16 protein-coding genes are annotated in these 15,462 nt (G+C 59.5%); 10 read left to right on the forward strand and 6 right to left on the reverse strand.

The features are described from left to right. The first annotated feature begins 97 nt into the window (after nucleotides 1-97). The 3 genes from zwf to AB7M25_RS06930 are packed head-to-tail and all read left to right on the forward strand — an operon-like array spanning nucleotide 98 to nucleotide 2,950. Nucleotides 98-1,567 carry a glucose-6-phosphate dehydrogenase gene (gene zwf / locus AB7M25_RS06920; RefSeq protein ID WP_104449183.1) on the forward strand — a complete coding sequence of 490 codons (1,470 nt, stop codon included), beginning with the start codon at nucleotides 98-100 and terminating at the stop codon, nucleotides 1,565-1,567. Continuing rightward, a complete protein-coding gene (gene pgl, locus AB7M25_RS06925) occupies nucleotides 1,554-2,267 on the forward strand; it encodes a 6-phosphogluconolactonase (RefSeq protein WP_429386191.1) in 714 nt (237 codons plus the stop codon). Before zwf ends, pgl begins: the two co-directional genes overlap by 14 nt. Nucleotides 2,268-2,284: 17 nt before the next feature. After that, entirely contained in the window at nucleotides 2,285-2,950 is a 666-nt protein-coding gene (locus tag AB7M25_RS06930) for a bifunctional 4-hydroxy-2-oxoglutarate aldolase/2-dehydro-3-deoxy-phosphogluconate aldolase (protein WP_007974446.1), read from the forward strand. A gap of 263 nt (nucleotides 2,951-3,213) precedes the next feature. Here the strand turns inward: AB7M25_RS06930 and AB7M25_RS06935 are convergent, their stop codons facing one another. Together AB7M25_RS06935 and AB7M25_RS06940 are read right to left on the reverse strand one after the other, a co-directional pair. Continuing rightward, a complete protein-coding gene (locus AB7M25_RS06935) occupies nucleotides 3,214-4,395 on the reverse strand; it encodes an aminotransferase class V-fold PLP-dependent enzyme (protein ID WP_429561074.1) in 1,182 nt (393 codons plus the stop codon). Between the two features lie 20 nt (nucleotides 4,396-4,415). Further along, complete coding sequence (locus AB7M25_RS06940; protein WP_454237105.1) at nucleotides 4,416-4,652, reverse strand: DUF3820 family protein; 237 nt, start codon at nucleotides 4,650-4,652, stop codon at nucleotides 4,416-4,418. Between the two features lie 202 nt (nucleotides 4,653-4,854). On the opposite strand from AB7M25_RS06940, the gene AB7M25_RS06945 reads away from it, so the two are divergent. Then, nucleotides 4,855-5,322 carry a ferritin-like domain-containing protein gene (locus AB7M25_RS06945; protein WP_429386196.1) on the forward strand — a complete coding sequence of 156 codons (468 nt, stop codon included), beginning with the start codon at nucleotides 4,855-4,857 and terminating at the stop codon, nucleotides 5,320-5,322. A gap of 125 nt (nucleotides 5,323-5,447) precedes the next feature. On the opposite strand, the gene AB7M25_RS06950 is transcribed toward AB7M25_RS06945, so the two are convergent. Further along, nucleotides 5,448-5,918: a MaoC family dehydratase gene (locus tag AB7M25_RS06950; protein WP_007974451.1), complete on the reverse strand. Its 471-nt coding sequence runs from the start codon at nucleotides 5,916-5,918 to the stop codon at nucleotides 5,448-5,450. Between the two features lie 42 nt (nucleotides 5,919-5,960). Further along, complete coding sequence (locus AB7M25_RS06955; RefSeq protein ID WP_104449179.1) at nucleotides 5,961-6,905, reverse strand: alpha/beta hydrolase; 945 nt, start codon at nucleotides 6,903-6,905, stop codon at nucleotides 5,961-5,963. 239 nt (nucleotides 6,906-7,144) lie between these two features. On the opposite strand from AB7M25_RS06955, the gene fadD2 reads away from it, so the two are divergent. Both fadD2 and fadD1 read left to right on the forward strand, forming a co-directional pair. Next, nucleotides 7,145-8,833, forward strand: a complete 1,689-nt coding sequence (gene fadD2 / locus AB7M25_RS06960) for a long-chain-fatty-acid--CoA ligase FadD2 (protein ID WP_454237106.1) — start codon at nucleotides 7,145-7,147, stop codon at nucleotides 8,831-8,833. 382 nt (nucleotides 8,834-9,215) lie between these two features. After that, on the forward strand, nucleotides 9,216-10,916 hold the full coding sequence (gene fadD1, locus AB7M25_RS06965) for a long-chain-fatty-acid--CoA ligase FadD1 (RefSeq protein WP_104449177.1): 1,701 nt from the start codon (nucleotides 9,216-9,218) through the stop codon (nucleotides 10,914-10,916). A gap of 208 nt (nucleotides 10,917-11,124) precedes the next feature. Here fadD1 and AB7M25_RS06970 read toward each other — a convergent pair whose 3' ends face one another. Beyond that, nucleotides 11,125-11,502 carry a hypothetical protein gene (locus AB7M25_RS06970; RefSeq protein WP_008054262.1) on the reverse strand — a complete coding sequence of 126 codons (378 nt, stop codon included), beginning with the start codon at nucleotides 11,500-11,502 and terminating at the stop codon, nucleotides 11,125-11,127. A gap of 202 nt (nucleotides 11,503-11,704) precedes the next feature. Between AB7M25_RS06970 and AB7M25_RS06975 the strand changes: the two genes are divergently transcribed. The 3 genes from AB7M25_RS06975 to def all read left to right on the forward strand — a co-directional run bounded on the left by AB7M25_RS06975 (nucleotide 11,705) and on the right by def (nucleotide 13,571). Then, nucleotides 11,705-11,896 (forward strand): CsbD family protein, encoded by a 192-nt coding sequence (locus AB7M25_RS06975; protein ID WP_419708831.1) that lies wholly within the window; start codon nucleotides 11,705-11,707, stop codon nucleotides 11,894-11,896. A gap of 176 nt (nucleotides 11,897-12,072) precedes the next feature. Then, nucleotides 12,073-13,029, forward strand: coding sequence for a YihY/virulence factor BrkB family protein (locus tag AB7M25_RS06980; protein WP_218500679.1), 957 nt, complete (start codon nucleotides 12,073-12,075; stop codon nucleotides 13,027-13,029). 2 nt (nucleotides 13,030-13,031) lie between these two features. Beyond that, nucleotides 13,032-13,571 carry a peptide deformylase gene (def, locus tag AB7M25_RS06985; protein WP_015096556.1) on the forward strand — a complete coding sequence of 180 codons (540 nt, stop codon included), beginning with the start codon at nucleotides 13,032-13,034 and terminating at the stop codon, nucleotides 13,569-13,571. Between the two features lie 131 nt (nucleotides 13,572-13,702). Here the strand turns inward: def and AB7M25_RS06990 are convergent, their stop codons facing one another. Next, nucleotides 13,703-14,119: a GNAT family N-acetyltransferase gene (locus AB7M25_RS06990; RefSeq protein ID WP_429561076.1), complete on the reverse strand. Its 417-nt coding sequence runs from the start codon at nucleotides 14,117-14,119 to the stop codon at nucleotides 13,703-13,705. A gap of 328 nt (nucleotides 14,120-14,447) precedes the next feature. Here AB7M25_RS06990 and AB7M25_RS06995 point away from each other — a divergent pair, with 328 nt between their 5' ends. Continuing rightward, the gene (locus tag AB7M25_RS06995) at nucleotides 14,448-15,389 is read left to right on the forward strand and encodes a fatty acid desaturase (protein WP_454237107.1); all 942 of its coding nucleotides are present in this window, start codon (nucleotides 14,448-14,450) and stop codon (nucleotides 15,387-15,389) included. Nucleotides 15,390-15,462 lie beyond the last annotated feature (73 nt).

The raw sequence follows: 15,462 nt of genomic DNA on the forward strand, positions 1-15,462 counted from the left end.
TATTTTGCGAAAATGTTGTGGTTATTACTACATTTTCCCTTGAGTGATGCCTTGAAAAAAGGTATTTGTAGCTTAACTTGATAAAAGAACAAACATCATGCTCTCGATTACGGTTGAACCGTGCACCTTTGCCTTGTTCGGCGCCCTTGGCGATCTGGCCTTGCGCAAGCTGTTTCCTGCCCTTTATCAACTCGACGGCGCCGGCCTGTTGCACGAGGACACGCGAATCATCGCGCTGGCCCGTGAGCCGGGCAGCGAGCAGGAACACCTGACGTTCATCGCCTCCGAGCTGCGCCGCTATGTCGGTGCCAAAGAGCTGGATGAAGCCGTGCTCGAGCGCTTTCTGGCGCGCCTGAGCTACCTGCACGTCGACTTCCTCAAGTCCGAAGATTATGTGGCCCTGGCCGAGGTGGCCGGTACCACGCAACGGGTCATTGCCTACTTCGCCACGCCGGCCGCCGTCTACGGCGCGATCTGCGAGAACCTGGCCAAGGTCGGCCTGGCGCAGAACACCCGTGTGGTGCTGGAAAAGCCCATCGGTTCGGACCTGGAATCCTCGCGCAAGGTCAACGACGCCGTGGCGCAGTTCTTCCCGGAGAACCGCACCTACCGCATCGACCACTACCTGGGCAAAGAGACCGTCCAGAACCTGATCGCCCTGCGTTTCGCCAACAGCCTGTTCGAAACCCAGTGGAACCAGAATTACATCTCCCACGTGGAAATCACCGTGGCCGAGAAGGTCGGGATCGAAGGCCGCTGGGGTTACTTCGACAAGGCCGGCCAGCTGCGCGACATGATCCAGAACCACCTGCTGCAACTGCTCTGTCTGATCGCCATGGACCCGCCGGCCGACCTGTCCGCCGACAGCATCCGTGACGAGAAGGTCAAGGTGCTCAAGGCCCTGGCGCCGATCAGCCCGGAAGGCCTGACCACCCAGGTGGTGCGCGGCCAGTACATCGCCGGCTACAGCGAAGGCAAAGCGGTGCCGGGGTACCTGGAAGAACCCAATTCCAATACCCAGAGCGATACCGAAACCTTTGTCGCCCTGCGTGCCGACATCCGCAACTGGCGCTGGGCCGGCGTGCCGTTTTACCTGCGTACCGGCAAGCGCATGCCGCAGAAGCTGTCGCAGATCGTCATCCACTTCAAGGAACCGTCGCACTACATCTTCGCTCCCGAGCAGCGCCTGCAAATCAGCAACAAGCTGATTATCCGCCTGCAACCGGACGAAGGCATTTCCTTGCGTGTGATGACCAAAGACCAAGGCCTGGACAAAGGCATGCAGCTGCGCAGCGGTCCGTTGCAGCTGAATTTTTCCGACACCTGGAGCAGCGCACGGATTCCCGATGCCTACGAACGGTTGTTGCTGGAAGTGATGCGCGGCAATCAGAACCTGTTTGTCCGTAAAGATGAAATCGAAGCCGCGTGGAAGTGGTGTGACCAGTTGATCGCCGGGTGGAAAAAATCCGGTGATGCGCCCAAGCCGTACGCGGCCGGGTCCTGGGGGCCGATGAGCTCCATTGCTCTGATCACGCGGGACGGGAGGTCGTGGTATGGCGATATCTGATTTGAAACTGCCGCAGGGCGTCAGCGCCCATGGGTTCAAGAGCCCGGTGCTGCTGGCTGAAAGCCTGGCACTGAGCGTGGCGAAAAAACTCAGCGACGCGATCGACACCCAGGGCACGGCGACCCTGGTGGTCTCCGGTGGCCGCAGTCCGGTGGCGTTTTTCCAGCACCTGGCCAAGCAGTCGCTGGATTGGTCGAACGTGGTGGTCAGCCTGGCCGACGAGCGCTGGGTGCCGGTGGAGCACGCCGACAGCAACGCGGGCCTGATCAAGCGTTATCTGTTGCAAGGTCCTGCGGCCAAGGCGCAGTTCCTGAGCCTGTACAGCGCCAGCGCCAACCTTGAACAGGCGGCGGAGCAGGCCGACCGCTTGCTGTCCGAACTGCCGGTGATCGACGTGCTGATCCTCGGCATGGGCGATGACGGCCACACCGCGTCGCTGTTCCCCAACAGCCCGAATCTTGCCGAGGCATTGCAGGCCGATGGCGTCCGTCGTTGCTGGCCGATGCTGGCGCCGACCGTGCCGCATCAGCGCCTGACCATGAGCCGCGCGCTGCTGGCCTCGGCCAAGCACAAGGTTCTATCGATTTCCGGTCAGTCCAAGCTGACCACCCTGAGTACCGCACTGGCCGGCGACGATGTCGCCGCAATGCCGGTGCGCGCATTTCTGCAACCCACGTTAGAGATTTTCTGGTGCCCATGAGCCAAGGAACAGCCGCTATGACAAACCCATCCCCGACCGTTTCCATGGCGGACAAAGTTGCCCTGATCGACAGCCTCTGCGCAAAAGCGCGGATTCTGCCGGTGATCACCATCGCCCGCGAGCAGGACGTCCTGCCGCTGGCCGACGCGCTCGCGGCCGGTGGCCTGACAGCCCTGGAAGTGACCCTGCGTTCGCAATTCGGTCTCAAGGCCATCCAGATTCTGCGCGAGCAGCGTCCGGAGCTGGTGACCGGTGCCGGCACCGTGCTGGATCGCCACATGCTGGCGGCGGCGGAAGCGGCGGGTTCGCAGTTCATCGTCACGCCGGGCATCACCCGCGACTTGCTGGAAGCCAGCGTCGCCAGCCCGATTCCACTGTTGCCAGGCATCAGCAATGCCTCGGGCATCATGGAAGGCTACGGCCTGGGTTACCGCCGCTTCAAGCTGTTCCCGGCCGAAGTCAGCGGCGGCGTTGCGGCCATCAAGGCGTTGGGCGGCCCGTTCGGCGAAGTGAAATTCTGCCCGACCGGCGGCGTGGGACCTGCCAACATCAAGAGCTACATGGCGCTGAAAAACGTCATGTGCGTGGGCGGTAGCTGGATGCTTGATCCGGAGTGGATCAAGAACGGCGACTGGGCCCGCATTCAGGAATGCACCGCCGAGGCCCTGGCGCTGCTGGACTGATCGCTTCACCCTACACTTCGTTGTGTGTTCTACGGCTTTACGGTGCGCTTGGTCGGTGCGCCGTTTTTTTTTGCCTGAAAAAATGGCCTGGATCGGCTCATACCCCCTGTGGGAGCGAGCAAGCCCGCTCCCACAGGTTCGGCGCCAACCCTTGTAGGAGCGAGCCTGCTCGCGAAAAACCCGAGGGCGACACTGGGCATCAGGTTTCACCCGTTATCGTTCACGACCCTCGCGAGCAAGCTCGCTCCCACAATGGTGAGTGTTCAGCGCAGTGCTTTCAGCGCGATGATCAACTGCTGCATATGGTCGGCAGTGCTGGTCAATCCCGGTGTCACGCGGATGCACGGCCCGCAAGCCGCGCCACTGCGCACCACGGTGAACAGGTTGTAGTCGTTGAGCAGCCTTTCGACCATCACCTGTTGATCGGCCTGTTGGGTAAAGCGCATCGAGGTGATACCGCAATACAGCCGTGGATCATCCGGGGTCAACACCTCGATGCCCGGAAGTTCGCGAACTTCGCGCACCCACAGGTTGCGCAGGTAATTGAGCCGCGCGCCCTTGGCCGCGGCTCCTCCCATCGCCCAATGTTCTTCGAGCACCAGCGGCAGGGTCAGCAGCGCCGGGATGTTGGGGGTGCTGTACGAGGTTCGGGCGCGGATGTCGGTGGGCGGGAAGTGCATCTCGCCCATGTCCGGGTCTATGTCGGCCAAGCGTTCGGGGGCGATGTAGATATAGCCGAGCGTCAGCGGTGCACCGATCCACTTGTGCAGGTTGTAGCCGGCGAAGGCGATGCCCAGTTCGGTCAGGTCAAACTCGAGTTGGCCGAGGGCATGGGCACCGTCGAGGATGACGTCAATCCCCTGTTCCTTTGCAGCGGCCGCAATCGCCTGCACCGGCATCACCAGGCCCGTGCGATGGGTGACGTGGGTCAGGGCCATCAACTTCAGCCGTGGGTGCCGGGCGAAGGTTTCGCGGTAGGTGTTCAGCAGGCTGTCGAAGGTGGCCGGGTGTGCGTGCTCGATTTCGATCACTTCAACGCCGCGATTACGCGCCAGCCAGCGCATGGCGCCCTTGACCGTGTCGTACTCCAGATCGCAAAACAGGACCTGATCGCCGGGCTGCAGCCGGTTGTAGTTGCGGATCAGCGACTGCAAACCTTCCGACGCGTTGCGGGTCAGGGCGATGCTGTCGCCGGGGACGCCGGTCAACCTGGCCAGTTGCGCGCGGATCTTCAGGCTGTCGCCCTGTTCGAAGCGCTGGCGCACGTACAGCGAATTGCTGCGATTGATCAGCTCGATGTTGCGTTGGTACTCCTCGACGACCGTGCGCGACATGCGACCGAAGTAACCGTTCTCCAGGTTGAGCGGACCGGGTTCGACATCGTAGCGGTCGGCAAAGGTTTGCCAGAAGGCTTCATCGCGGGCACGGCGGGTGTTGTCAGGCATGAGGGTGCTCGGTAGGTGATTCAGTGACGCGGGGCCGGTTTGCCGTGTTTGGCGCGCAGCGGTTCGAGCAAGTCCGACAAACCGTTGTGATCGATTTCCTGCATCAGGGCCAGCAAGCCACCCAATTCGCCGTGAGGGAAACCCTCCCGGGCGAACCAGTTCAGGTAAGGGCCGGGCAGGTCGGCAATGATTCGACCCTGGTATTTGCCGAAGGGCATTTCACGGGTGATCAGCAGTTCGAGCTTTTCAGGATTCATCGATCGGTCGTCTTGATTCAGTCAGTCTGGAAAATACAGGCATTCTGCATGCAGGCCAAATGACAGATCATGCAAATAAAACGGATACAGATTTTGTGTTAATGGATAACTGTTTGAAAAATAACGAATAGTTAAACGATTCCGAGCTGGCATGCAGGGTGCAGTACTCATTGCATCTTTCATCAACCGAAGGAATTGAAAAATGACTGACATGAATAAAGAAGCGATTTCTGTACTCAATGACCTGATTGAAACCAGCAAGGACGGTCAGGCCGGGTTCAAGACTTGCGCTGAAGACATCAAGCACCCTGAACTCAAAACCCTGTTTATCAAGCGCTCGGCCGATTGTGCTACGGCCGCTGCGGAGTTGCAGTCCGCGGTGCGTTCAATGGGTGGCGATCCGGAAACCTCCACCAGTGTCAGCGGTGACCTGCACCGTCGCTGGGTCGACGTGAAGTCGATGTTCACCGGCAAAGGCGAGGAGGCCGTGCTCAATGAAGCCGAGCGTGGTGAAGACCATGCGTTGAAGGCTTATCGGGACGCCATGGAGAAAATCAACAAGCACAACCTGGTGGGCATTCGTGACCTGGTTGAGCGCCAGTACCATGGCGTGCAACGCAATCACGATCAGGTCAAGGCCCTGCGTAACCAGGCGCGTGCGCGTTCGTAAGCCTGGCCGAAACCACTGTGGGAACGAGCTTGCTCGCGATGAGGGCCTGACCTTCAACATTGATGTTGACTGATCTGGCGCTATCGCGAGCAAGCTCGCTCCCACATTGTTTTTTAACTGGTCAATCAGCCAATGCTGATCGCCGGCAGCTCCGTCAACGTCACGCTCTGTTGCTTGCGGGGCGCGAGGATTTCCGCTTCGCCATCCACCACCAGTTCATCGCGCTGATTGAACACGCGAGTGGCAATGCGTACGCGAAACTTCGGCAGCTTTTCCAGAATCTCCAGGCGCACGGTCAGGGTGTCGCCGATCTTCACCGGTTTCTGAAAGCTCATTTGCTGGCCGATGTAGATGGTGCCCGGCCCAGGCAATTCGCAGGCGACCGCCGCGCTGATCAAGGCACCGCTGAACATGCCGTGGGCGATGCGCTCCTTGAACATGGTGCTGGCGGCGTATTCGGCATCCAGGTGCACCGGGTTGTGGTCACCCGACATCGCGGCGAACAACTGGATGTCACGCTCTTCGACCGTCTTGCTGAAGCTGGCGGTCTGGCCCACTTCGAGGGCTTCGTAAGGGGTGTTGGTAACCTGGGTCATCTGTCTCAATTCCTGTGACGAATTAAAAAATTCACAAAATAACTATTCGGATCGGTGTGGCCGAGGCGTGCTCAAGACCTGAGCGATCCAGTTCAGCACATCGGCGACGATTTCATCGCGGTTGCTCTCGTTGAACAGTTCGTGCCGTGCCTGCGGGTAAACGGTCAGTTGCAGGTGCCGGCTGCCGGCCGCCCGCAACGCGTCAGCCAGATCCTTCAGACGTTTGCCTTCGCTCACCGGATCACATTCACCGCCAATCACCAGCAGCGGCAGGCCCGGGTCAATCTGGGCGAGATTGGACGCTTTGCTGATTTGCTGCAAGCCACCGAGCAAATCGATCCACAGTTGATTGGTGCAGCGGAAACCGCAGAGCGGGTCGTTGACGTACAGGTCGACCTGCGCCGGATCACGGCTGAGCCAGTCGAACGGCGTGCGTGCCGGTTTGAATTTGTTGTTGAACGAACCGAACGACAGCCATTCGATCAATGCGCTGCGTCCTTTGCCGCCCTGGCGCAGCCGTTCGAAACGGGCGATTTGCCGTGCCGCGCGATAAAGCGCCACGGGCTGGAAGTTCGAGCCGCTGAGGATGGCCCCGTGCAGGCTGGCACTGTGGTGCAGCAGATAGGCCTGGGCTATGTAACTGCCCATGCTGTGACCGAGCAGCACGATCGGTATGCCAGGGTGCTGCTGGCCGATGTGCTGGTTTAGGCACGCCAGGTCGCTGACGACCTTGCACCAGCCGTCGTCATCGGCGAAATGCCCCAGGGTCCCGTTTTCGGCAGTTTTGCCATGTCCACGCAGGTCCGGCGCACACACGCCGTAGCCCTGATCACAGAGTTTTTCCGCAAGGGCTCCATAACGGCCGCTGTGTTCGGCCATGCCATGGGCCAGCAGAATCATTGCCTTGAGACTGCCGTCGGGTAGCCACTGGTTGACGAAGAGGCGGCTGTGGTCGCTCGTGGTCAGCCAGAAAGTGTCATGGATCATGGCGGTTCCTTTGCACTGAGTCGTTGCATTGTATAGCGCATCCCGTTGCATGCGTCTGATCAGCCCACAGCAAGGCAGGAAGATTCACGCGATCAATGACGGCTTTGCGCATATTTGCCTGAATCGCCATAGCTGCTAGTGTCCGTGAAGCTCCGCTTTTCGCTTTCTGCCTTTGAGGGATCAGGGAGAAATGACAGAAATGCGGCCCCGGATAGATTCAGGTAAAGAGGACAAGAACAATGCAACCTGATTTCTGGAATGACAAACGCCCGGCCGGCGTCCCCCTGGATATCGATCTGGGTGCCTACAAGTCGGTGATCGAGGTGTTCGAGCGTTCCTGCAAGAAGTTTGCTGACCGCCCTGCGTTCAGCAACATGGGCGTGACCCTGACCTACGCCGAACTGGAACGCCAGAGCGCTGCTTTCGCCGGCTACCTGCAAGCCCACACCGACCTGGTGCCGGGTGACCGCATCGCCGTGCAGATGCCCAACGTCCTGCATTACCCCATTGCCGTGTTCGGCGCTTTGCGCGCCGGGTTGATCGTGGTCAACACCAACCCGTTGTACACCGCGCGGGAAATGCGTCACCAGTTCAAGGATTCCGGTGCCCGGGCGCTGGTGTACCTGAACGTGTTCGGCCAGAAAGTCCAGGAAGTGCTCCCCGACACTGACATCCAGTACCTGATCGAAGCGAAGATGGGCGACCTGATGCCCACCGCCAAGGGTTGGCTGGTCAACACTGTGGTGAGCAAGGTCAAGAAGATGGTCCCGGACTATTCCTTGCCCCAGGCCGTTTCTTTCAAGAGCGCGTTGCGCATGGGCCGTGGCCTGGGCATCAAGCCGCTGAAGGTCGGCCTCGACGACATCGCCGTGCTGCAATACACCGGTGGCACCACGGGCCTGGCCAAGGGCGCGATGCTGACCCACGGCAACCTGGTGGCGAACATGCAGCAGGCACGGGCCTGCCTTAGCCAGTCGGCCAGCGACGGTCAGCCGCTGCTGCGTGAAGGCCAGGAGGTGATGATCGCGCCGCTGCCGCTGTACCACATCTATGCCTTCACGGCGAACTGCATGTGCATGATGGTGACGGGCAACCACAACGTACTGATCACCAACCCACGGGATATCGCAGGCTTTATCAAGGAACTGAAGAACTGGCGGTTCTCGGCGCTGCTGGGGCTCAACACACTGTTCGTCGCGCTGATGGATCACCCGGATTTCAAGACCCTGGACTTCTCCAGCCTCAAGCTCACCAACTCCGGTGGCACCGCACTGGTCAAGGCTACGGCCGAGCGCTGGGAACAACTGACCGGTTGCCGCATCACCGAAGGTTACGGCCTGACCGAAACCTCGCCGGTGGCTTGTACCAACCCCTATGGCGACCAGTCCCGGATCGGCACGGTCGGCCTGCCGGTGCCGGGTACCACGCTGAAAGTCATCAGCGATGACGGCGTCGAACAACCTTTGGGTGAGCGCGGCGAGTTGTGCATCAAGGGCCCGCAGATCATGAAGGGCTACTGGCAGAAACCTGAAGCCACGGCCGAAGTGCTGGATGCCGAGGGCTGGTTCAAGTCCGGTGACATTGCGGTGATCGACCCGGACGGTTTCGTGCGCATCGTTGACCGCAAGAAGGACATGATCATTGTCTCGGGTTTCAACGTGTACCCGAACGAAATCGAGGACGTGGTGATGGCTCACCCGAACGTCGCCAACTGTGCGGTCATCGGTGTGCCTGACGAACGGTCGGGGGAGGCGGTGAAGCTGTTCGTGGTGGCCCGTGAAGCGGGCGTCAGCCTTGAAGAGCTGAAGGCTTACTGCAAGGAGAACTTCACGGCGTACAAAGTACCGAAGCACATCGTGCTGCGCGAATCGCTGCCGATGACGCCGGTGGGCAAGATCCTGCGGCGGGAGTTGCGTGATATCGCCTGATCGGTGAATGGCCGATCCCTGTAGGAGCGAGCTTGCTCGCGATGGACGTCAACGATAACGCGCCCTGTTTGTATGATCGCGTCGTCCGGACGTTTTTCGCGAGCAAGCTCGCTCCTACAGTTTTAGCGCGAAAGCCCCTATTTTTGGGGGCTTTCAGGGATGTATAGAATTTTTGCTCTAAAATGACCAATCGCTAGTCTTGAGTCACAAATGTGACCGTAGAGGCCGCTTTTGGCTCTAGTCGACCCTTGGCAAAGCTGCTACTCTCGGCGCGCTTTGTGACTTCTCGGCCTTCTATCAGCCAGATTCACCAATGACCAAACACCAATAATAATCGCATCAAATGCGGTGCTGAATTCGCGTTGCTGAGGAGTGGGCTTCCATGATCGAAGACTTTTGGAAGGATAAGTACCCAGCTGGAATTGCTGCCGACATCAATCCAGACGAGTATCCGAATATTCAGGCAGTGTTGAAGCAATCCTGCCAACGCTTCGCCAACAAGCCGGCGTTCAGCAACCTGGGCAAGACACTCACCTACGGTGAACTGTACGAATTGTCCGGTGCGTTTGCCGCTTATCTGCAACAGCATACCGATTTGCAGCCTGGCGATCGAATCGCCGTGCAACTGCCCAACGTGTTGCAGTACCCGGTTGCCGTCTTCGGCGCCATCCGCGCCGGGCTGATCGTGGTCAACACCAACCCGCTGTACACCGCGCGGGAGATGGAACACCAATTCAACGACTCCGGTGCCAAGGCCCTGGTCTGCCTCGCCAACATGGCGCACCTGGCTGAAACCGTGGTGCCGAAAACCGGCGTCAAGCACGTGATCGTCACCGAAGTCGCCGACCTGCTGCCGCCGCTCAAGCGCCTGCTGATCAACAGCGTCATCAAGTACGTGAAAAAGATGGTGCCGGCCTATCACTTGCCAAAAGCCGTCAAGTTCAACGACGTGCTGAGCAAAGGCCAGGGCCAGCCAGTGGCGGAAGCCAATCCGGCCAGCAGCGATGTCGCGGTGCTGCAATACACCGGCGGCACCACCGGTGTGGCCAAGGGCGCGATGCTGACCCACCGCAACCTGGTGGCGAACATGCTGCAGTGCAAGGCGCTGATGGGTTCCAACCTCAATGAAGGTTGCGAGATCCTGATCACACCGCTGCCGCTGTACCACATCTATGCGTTCACGTTTCACTGCATGGCGATGATGCTGATCGGCAACCACAACATCCTGATCAGTAACCCGCGCGACCTGCCGGCGATGGTCAAGGAACTGTCGAAGTGGAAGTTCAGCGGCTTCGTTGGTTTGAACACACTGTTCGTGGCGCTGTGCAACAACGAAGGCTTCCGCAAGCTGGACTTCTCCGCGCTGAAAGTCACCTTGTCGGGCGGCATGGCCCTGCAACTGGCCGCGGCCGAACGCTGGAAGGCGGTCACCGGTTGCGCCATCTGCGAAGGCTACGGCATGACCGAAACCAGCCCGGTGGCCACGGTCAACCCGATCCAGAACATCCAGATCGGCACCATCGGCATTCCGGTGCCGTCGACCCTGTGCAAAGTCATCAACGATGCCGGTGTCGAGCAACCGATGGGCGAAATCGGCGAGCTGTGCGTGAAGGGGCCGCAGGTCATGAAGGGTTACTGGCAGCGCCAGGATGCCACCGATGAGATCCTCGACAGCGAAGGCTGGTTGAAGACCGGTGACATCGCGCTGATCCAGCCTGACGGCTACATGCGCATTGTCGATCGCAAGAAAGACATGATCCTGGTGTCCGGTTTCAACGTGTACCCGAACGAGCTCGAAGACGTGCTGGCGACCCTGCCGGGCGTGCTGCAATGCGCGGCCATCGGTGTGCCAGACGAGAAGTCGGGCGAAGCGATCAAGATTTTCATCGTCGCCAAGCCAGGCGTGACCCTGACCAAGGAGCAGGTGATGGAGCACATGCGCGCCAACGTCACCGGCTACAAGGTCCCGCGCTCCGTGGAGTTTCGCGATGCACTGCCGACCACCAACGTCGGCAAGATCCTGCGTCGTGAATTGCGTGATGAAGAGCTGAAGAAGATCAACGCGAAGAAAGCCACCGCGTAATCAACAAAAAGCCCCGCAGATGCGGGGCTTTTTGTTGATGCCGACTTTTGGCGAAGGGGCTTTTGTGGCGAGGGGGCTTGCCCCCGTTGGGCGGCGCAGCCGTCGCAAATCAGATCAACTCGGTGTGTCTGACAAATCTCAGTTGCAGGTTTTGGGGCCGCTTCGCAGCCCAACGGGGGCAAGCCCCCTCGCCACAAAGTTCTGCGTATTATTGGCGAAACGGCGCGAAGTTGACGTTGGTGCCCGCCGGGCGCATGTCTTGCAGGAAGGAGTCCTTGTCGGCGCTCAGTTCCAGGCTCAATGCCGCCTTGCGCTTGCCTTCATTGCGCACCACCAGCCCTTCGAGCTTCTCGCGCAGGAACACGGTCGGCACTTTCAGGTGCAGCAGCTCGTCGGTGGCCGGCGTGTGCATCAGCAGGTGGATCCACTCGTACTGACCGATTGCCAGGCGTGTCACCGGAAGGTCGAACCACCAGATGTTGCGATTACGGTTCAATTCGGCGAAGTGGCAGTTGTTGACGCCAAGCACAGCACCGCCGAGTTCCTGGTTTCTGCGGGCAATGGCCTGCTTTTTATCGAGTTTCATAACATTCCTACGGGATTGGATCTTCAGCGCCATGGCCTGAACGTGTTGCGCATTCTCGGGGGTTGGCCCGCAAACATAAAGCGCAACCTGCACTGAACGATGAAATGTCGTGGTGAAAATAAATGAAACTCCCTGCAAAAGCCCTCGGTCAACCCTGTGTAACGACTTTTCTTCCCAATGAACTGTTCACAGGAGAATCACCATGGGCAGCACAAGCGATAAAGTCAAAGGCATGGCCAATGAAGCCGCCGGCAACGTCAAGCAGGGTGTCGGCAAGGCCACCGGTAACGACAAAATGCGCGCCGAAGGCGTGATGCAGGAAAAGAAAGGCGAAGCCCAGCAGGCGGTGGGTAAAGCCAAGGATGCACTGAAAAAAGGCATCGACAAGGCGTGATCCGGCCTTTAATAAAGTTAAGAAGCGGCCATCCTCAGATGGCCGTTTTTATGTCAGCCTGAACTTGAGGGAGGAAAATGTTTCAAAGTCGCGAAACAGGCTGATTTGATGTAGAAAACGGCCCCTGAGTCGCCACGACTTCAACCCAATTCCGTATGCGGCGAATGGAGACGCGAATGATTTTTCCGGACATGAGAGGCCTGCCCCTGCACCGTGTGATGATGCGCACGGTCACCGAGTTCGTCGCCGACGAGATGTCGACCTATGCCTCGGCGCTGGCCTATCAAATGCTGTTTTCGCTGTTTCCGTTCATCCTGTTCCTGATCGCCCTGATCGGCTTCCTGCACCTGCCGGACTTCTTCTCCTGGCTGCGCCTGCAATCGGAACTGGTGCTGCCGCCCCAGGCGCTGGAACAGGTCAACCCGGTGATCGACCAGCTTCAGCAGTCCAAGGGTGGTTTGCTCTCGGTGGGTATCGTGATTGCGCTGTATACCGCCTCTGCCGGCGTGCGGCTGATGATGAGCGCGATGAACGCGGCCTACGACGTGGTTGAAGGGCGCCCACTGTGGAAACGCTTTCCGTTGTCGATCATCTACACCGTCGGCATTGCCGGCATGCTGCTGATCGCCGCCGCGCTGATGGTGCTCGGGCCGCAGGTGATGGGCTGGATCGCTGCGCAAGTCGGCCTTGAGTACTTCATCGTCACGCTCTGGACCCTCTTGCGCTGGCCGGTGATCGTGATTCTGCTGATGGTCGCGGTGGCGTTGATCTACTTCGTCATGCCCGACGTCAAACAGGAGTTCCGCTTCATCACGCCGGGTTCGGTGCTGGCGGTGGTGGTGTGGATCATTGCCTCCCTGGGTTTCGGTTTGTACGTCAAGGAGTTCGCCAACTACAACGCCATGTATGGCAGTATCGGTGCGATCATCGTGCTGTTGCTGTACTTCTACATTTCCGCCGCGGTGCTGCTGCTGGGCGCGGAGATGAACGCGGTGATCGAACACATGTCGCGAGAGGGCAAGGACCCTGGGGAAAAAGTGGCTGGCGAGCATGGTCCCGTCCATGAGGAAAAACACCACGTCTCGGGCCTGGGCCGCGATCACTCAATCAAACCGACCATTGATGAAACCTGATCATGATTCGTGAAATTCTGAAAATGGGCGACGAGCGCCTGCTGCGCATTGCCCCGCCGGTGCCGGCCGAGATGTTCGACAGCCCCGAGCTGTGGCAACTGATCGATGACATGTTCCAGACCATGGAGAGTGTGGGGGGCGTTGGCCTGGCAGCTCCGCAGATCGGTGTCGACCTGCAACTGGTGATCTTCGGTTTCGAGCACAGCGAGCGTTATCCGGATGCCGAGGCCGTGCCGCAGACGATCCTGATCAACCCCTTGATCACACCGCTGAGCCCGATCATGGAGGAGGGCTTCGAAGGTTGTTTGTCCGTGCCCGGCCTGCGTGGCGCGGTGCAGCGTTACCAGCAGATTCGCTACGAAGGCGTCGACCCCAAGGGCGAGCCCATTGTGCGCGTTGCTTCGGGGTTCCACGCACGGGTGGTGCAGCATGAGTGCGACCACCTGATCGGCCGCCTGTACCCGTCGCGCATCACCGACTTCAGCAAGTTCGGCTTCACCGAAGTGATGTTCCCGGACCTGGACCCCAACGCCGACGACTAAACCGCCGCAAAACCCTGTAGGAGCGAGCTTGCTCGCGATGAGGCCAGGTCAGTCAACATTGTTGGCGACTGATACGTCGCCATCGCGAGCAAGCTCGCTCCCACATTGGATCTCCATCAGGTTTTAGTGTGTCACCGGCCTGGCTCCAACCCCATCGCAATCATCGGCTTGCTGCGCGCATACCGGCTCAACCGTTCAACCATCGCATAAGGCATCGGCGGATCGAACGTAAAGCCGCGATGCTCATAAAACCCGCGCAAGTCCGGATGGCAGAACAACCACACCGGCAGTTCGCAATCCTTCACCGCGGCCGCAATCAACCCGGCGGCTATCCCTTGTTCCCGGCACTGCGGATCGACAAACAACCCGGTCAGCCAATGCCCGCCGGACACCGGACGCAAACACAGTGCGGCCACAATCCGGTCACGCCGGGCCACCCAGAGTTGCGCGTCGCGCACGGCTTTCATCGACGATTGGTGAGCGCGATAGAACTTGTTCATCAATGGCCATAACGGCTCGTCGAGCAAGGTGTAGTGGGTGTCGGGCATGGTCTCGGACTGTCGGTGTGCAAAGCGGCGATTATAAAAGAACACGCGCGCCGGGATAGGTGTATACCTGATCTCACATCCCCACGAGTGGAGTACGCATCATGTCCAAAGGTATGGATTCAAAGAAAGCAGACAAGAAAAAGCCGGCGAAAACCGCTATCGAAAAGCGCGCCGACAAGAAAGCCAAGAAGGTCAATGTGTTCGGGCATTGAGCCTGCGCTGACCGATCGCTCCCGCGCAATGCGGGAGCGATCACATTGAAAATAATCTGCAAGAAATCCGGGCGTCATTGCACAGAAGAGGATTGGTCCCCGATCCGAGCAATGCCATGCCTCATTATTTCGATGCAGCCCACCGAGAAGAAATCGAAACCCTGCGCCAACGCCTCACCGCCCGCACCGAGTGGCCGACCTGGTTGCTGTTGATTGGCGTGTACAGCGCGTGGTTCGCCCTTGTTCTGGGCAGTGATTCATTGGGTCTGTGGTTGAGCACGTTGTTGCTGATTCCCGTGGTGGTGTTGTGGCTGTCGGTGCAGCACGAACTGCTGCACGGTCATCCGACCCGCTGGCCGCTGTTGAACAAAACCCTCGGCTACGCACCGTTTGCCGTCTGGTATCCCTACACCTTGTATCGCGACAGCCATTTGCTGCATCACCGCGATGAAGACCTGACCATCCCCGGTCGCGATCCGGAAAGCCGTTACCTGAATGCCGAGCAGTGGGAGGGCAGTTCGTTGTTCGAACAAGGCCTGCACTGGTTGAACAAAACCGTGCTCGGGCGCTTTCTGCTCGGTGCACCAATGGCCTTGCTGACGCTGGCCCGGGAAGAACTGCAACGCCTGAAAAGCGGCGAGCGCCAGGCCTGGTTGATGTGGCTCAGCCATGGCGCCTTGACCTTGTTGATGCTGCTGTTCATCGCGCGCTACAGCGTGTTGCCGGTGTGGCATTACCTGTTGCTGGTCAGCGTACCGGCGCTGTCGATTGCGATGATTCGCTCCTACTATGAACATCGACCTCACGCGGCGCCGGAGCAACGTACCGTGCTCAATGAAGCGGCGTGGCCGTGGCGCTGGCTGTTCCTGAACCTCAATTTCCACCTGGTGCATCACGAGTTGCCGGGGTTGCCCTGGTACGACTTGCCCCGCGCTTACCGGGCCCGCCGCGAGCAATGGCTGGCACGCAGTGGTGGATTCCTGGTGCAGGGGTATGGGCAGCTGTGGCGTGAACATGGCGTAAAGGCCATCGACAGCCCGAGGCATCCGTTTCACTGATTTTTCAATCGCCACTGACCACCTGTGGGAGCGGGCTTGCCCGCGATGGCGATTTCAAATCCAGCACACCTGG

The organism is Pseudomonas sp. AP3_22 TE3818 (genome assembly GCF_053628995.1).

Bases quoted from the DNA above. Each gene is read 5' to 3' on its own strand.
- zwf (WP_104449183.1), top strand. From the start codon at position 98: ATGCTCTCGATTACGGTTGAACCGTGCACCTTTGCCTTGTTCGGCGCC.
- pgl (WP_429386191.1), top strand. From the start codon at position 1,554: ATGGCGATATCTGATTTGAAACTGCCGCAGGGCGTCAGCGCCCATGGG.
- AB7M25_RS06930 (WP_007974446.1), top strand. From the start codon at position 2,285: ATGACAAACCCATCCCCGACCGTTTCCATGGCGGACAAAGTTGCCCTG.
- AB7M25_RS06935 (WP_429561074.1), bottom strand. From the start codon at position 4,395: ATGCCTGACAACACCCGCCGTGCCCGCGATGAAGCCTTCTGGCAAACC.
- AB7M25_RS06940 (WP_454237105.1), bottom strand. From the start codon at position 4,652: ATGAATCCTGAAAAGCTCGAACTGCTGATCACCCGTGAAATGCCCTTC.
- AB7M25_RS06945 (WP_429386196.1), top strand. From the start codon at position 4,855: ATGACTGACATGAATAAAGAAGCGATTTCTGTACTCAATGACCTGATT.
- AB7M25_RS06950 (WP_007974451.1), bottom strand. From the start codon at position 5,918: ATGACCCAGGTTACCAACACCCCTTACGAAGCCCTCGAAGTGGGCCAG.
- AB7M25_RS06955 (WP_104449179.1), bottom strand. From the start codon at position 6,905: ATGATCCATGACACTTTCTGGCTGACCACGAGCGACCACAGCCGCCTC.
- fadD2 (WP_454237106.1), top strand. From the start codon at position 7,145: ATGCAACCTGATTTCTGGAATGACAAACGCCCGGCCGGCGTCCCCCTG.
- fadD1 (WP_104449177.1), top strand. From the start codon at position 9,216: ATGATCGAAGACTTTTGGAAGGATAAGTACCCAGCTGGAATTGCTGCC.
- AB7M25_RS06970 (WP_008054262.1), bottom strand. From the start codon at position 11,502: ATGAAACTCGATAAAAAGCAGGCCATTGCCCGCAGAAACCAGGAACTC.
- AB7M25_RS06975 (WP_419708831.1), top strand. From the start codon at position 11,705: ATGGGCAGCACAAGCGATAAAGTCAAAGGCATGGCCAATGAAGCCGCC.
- AB7M25_RS06980 (WP_218500679.1), top strand. From the start codon at position 12,073: ATGATTTTTCCGGACATGAGAGGCCTGCCCCTGCACCGTGTGATGATG.
- def (WP_015096556.1), top strand. From the start codon at position 13,032: ATGATTCGTGAAATTCTGAAAATGGGCGACGAGCGCCTGCTGCGCATT.
- AB7M25_RS06990 (WP_429561076.1), bottom strand. From the start codon at position 14,119: ATGCCCGACACCCACTACACCTTGCTCGACGAGCCGTTATGGCCATTG.
- AB7M25_RS06995 (WP_454237107.1), top strand. From the start codon at position 14,448: ATGCCTCATTATTTCGATGCAGCCCACCGAGAAGAAATCGAAACCCTG.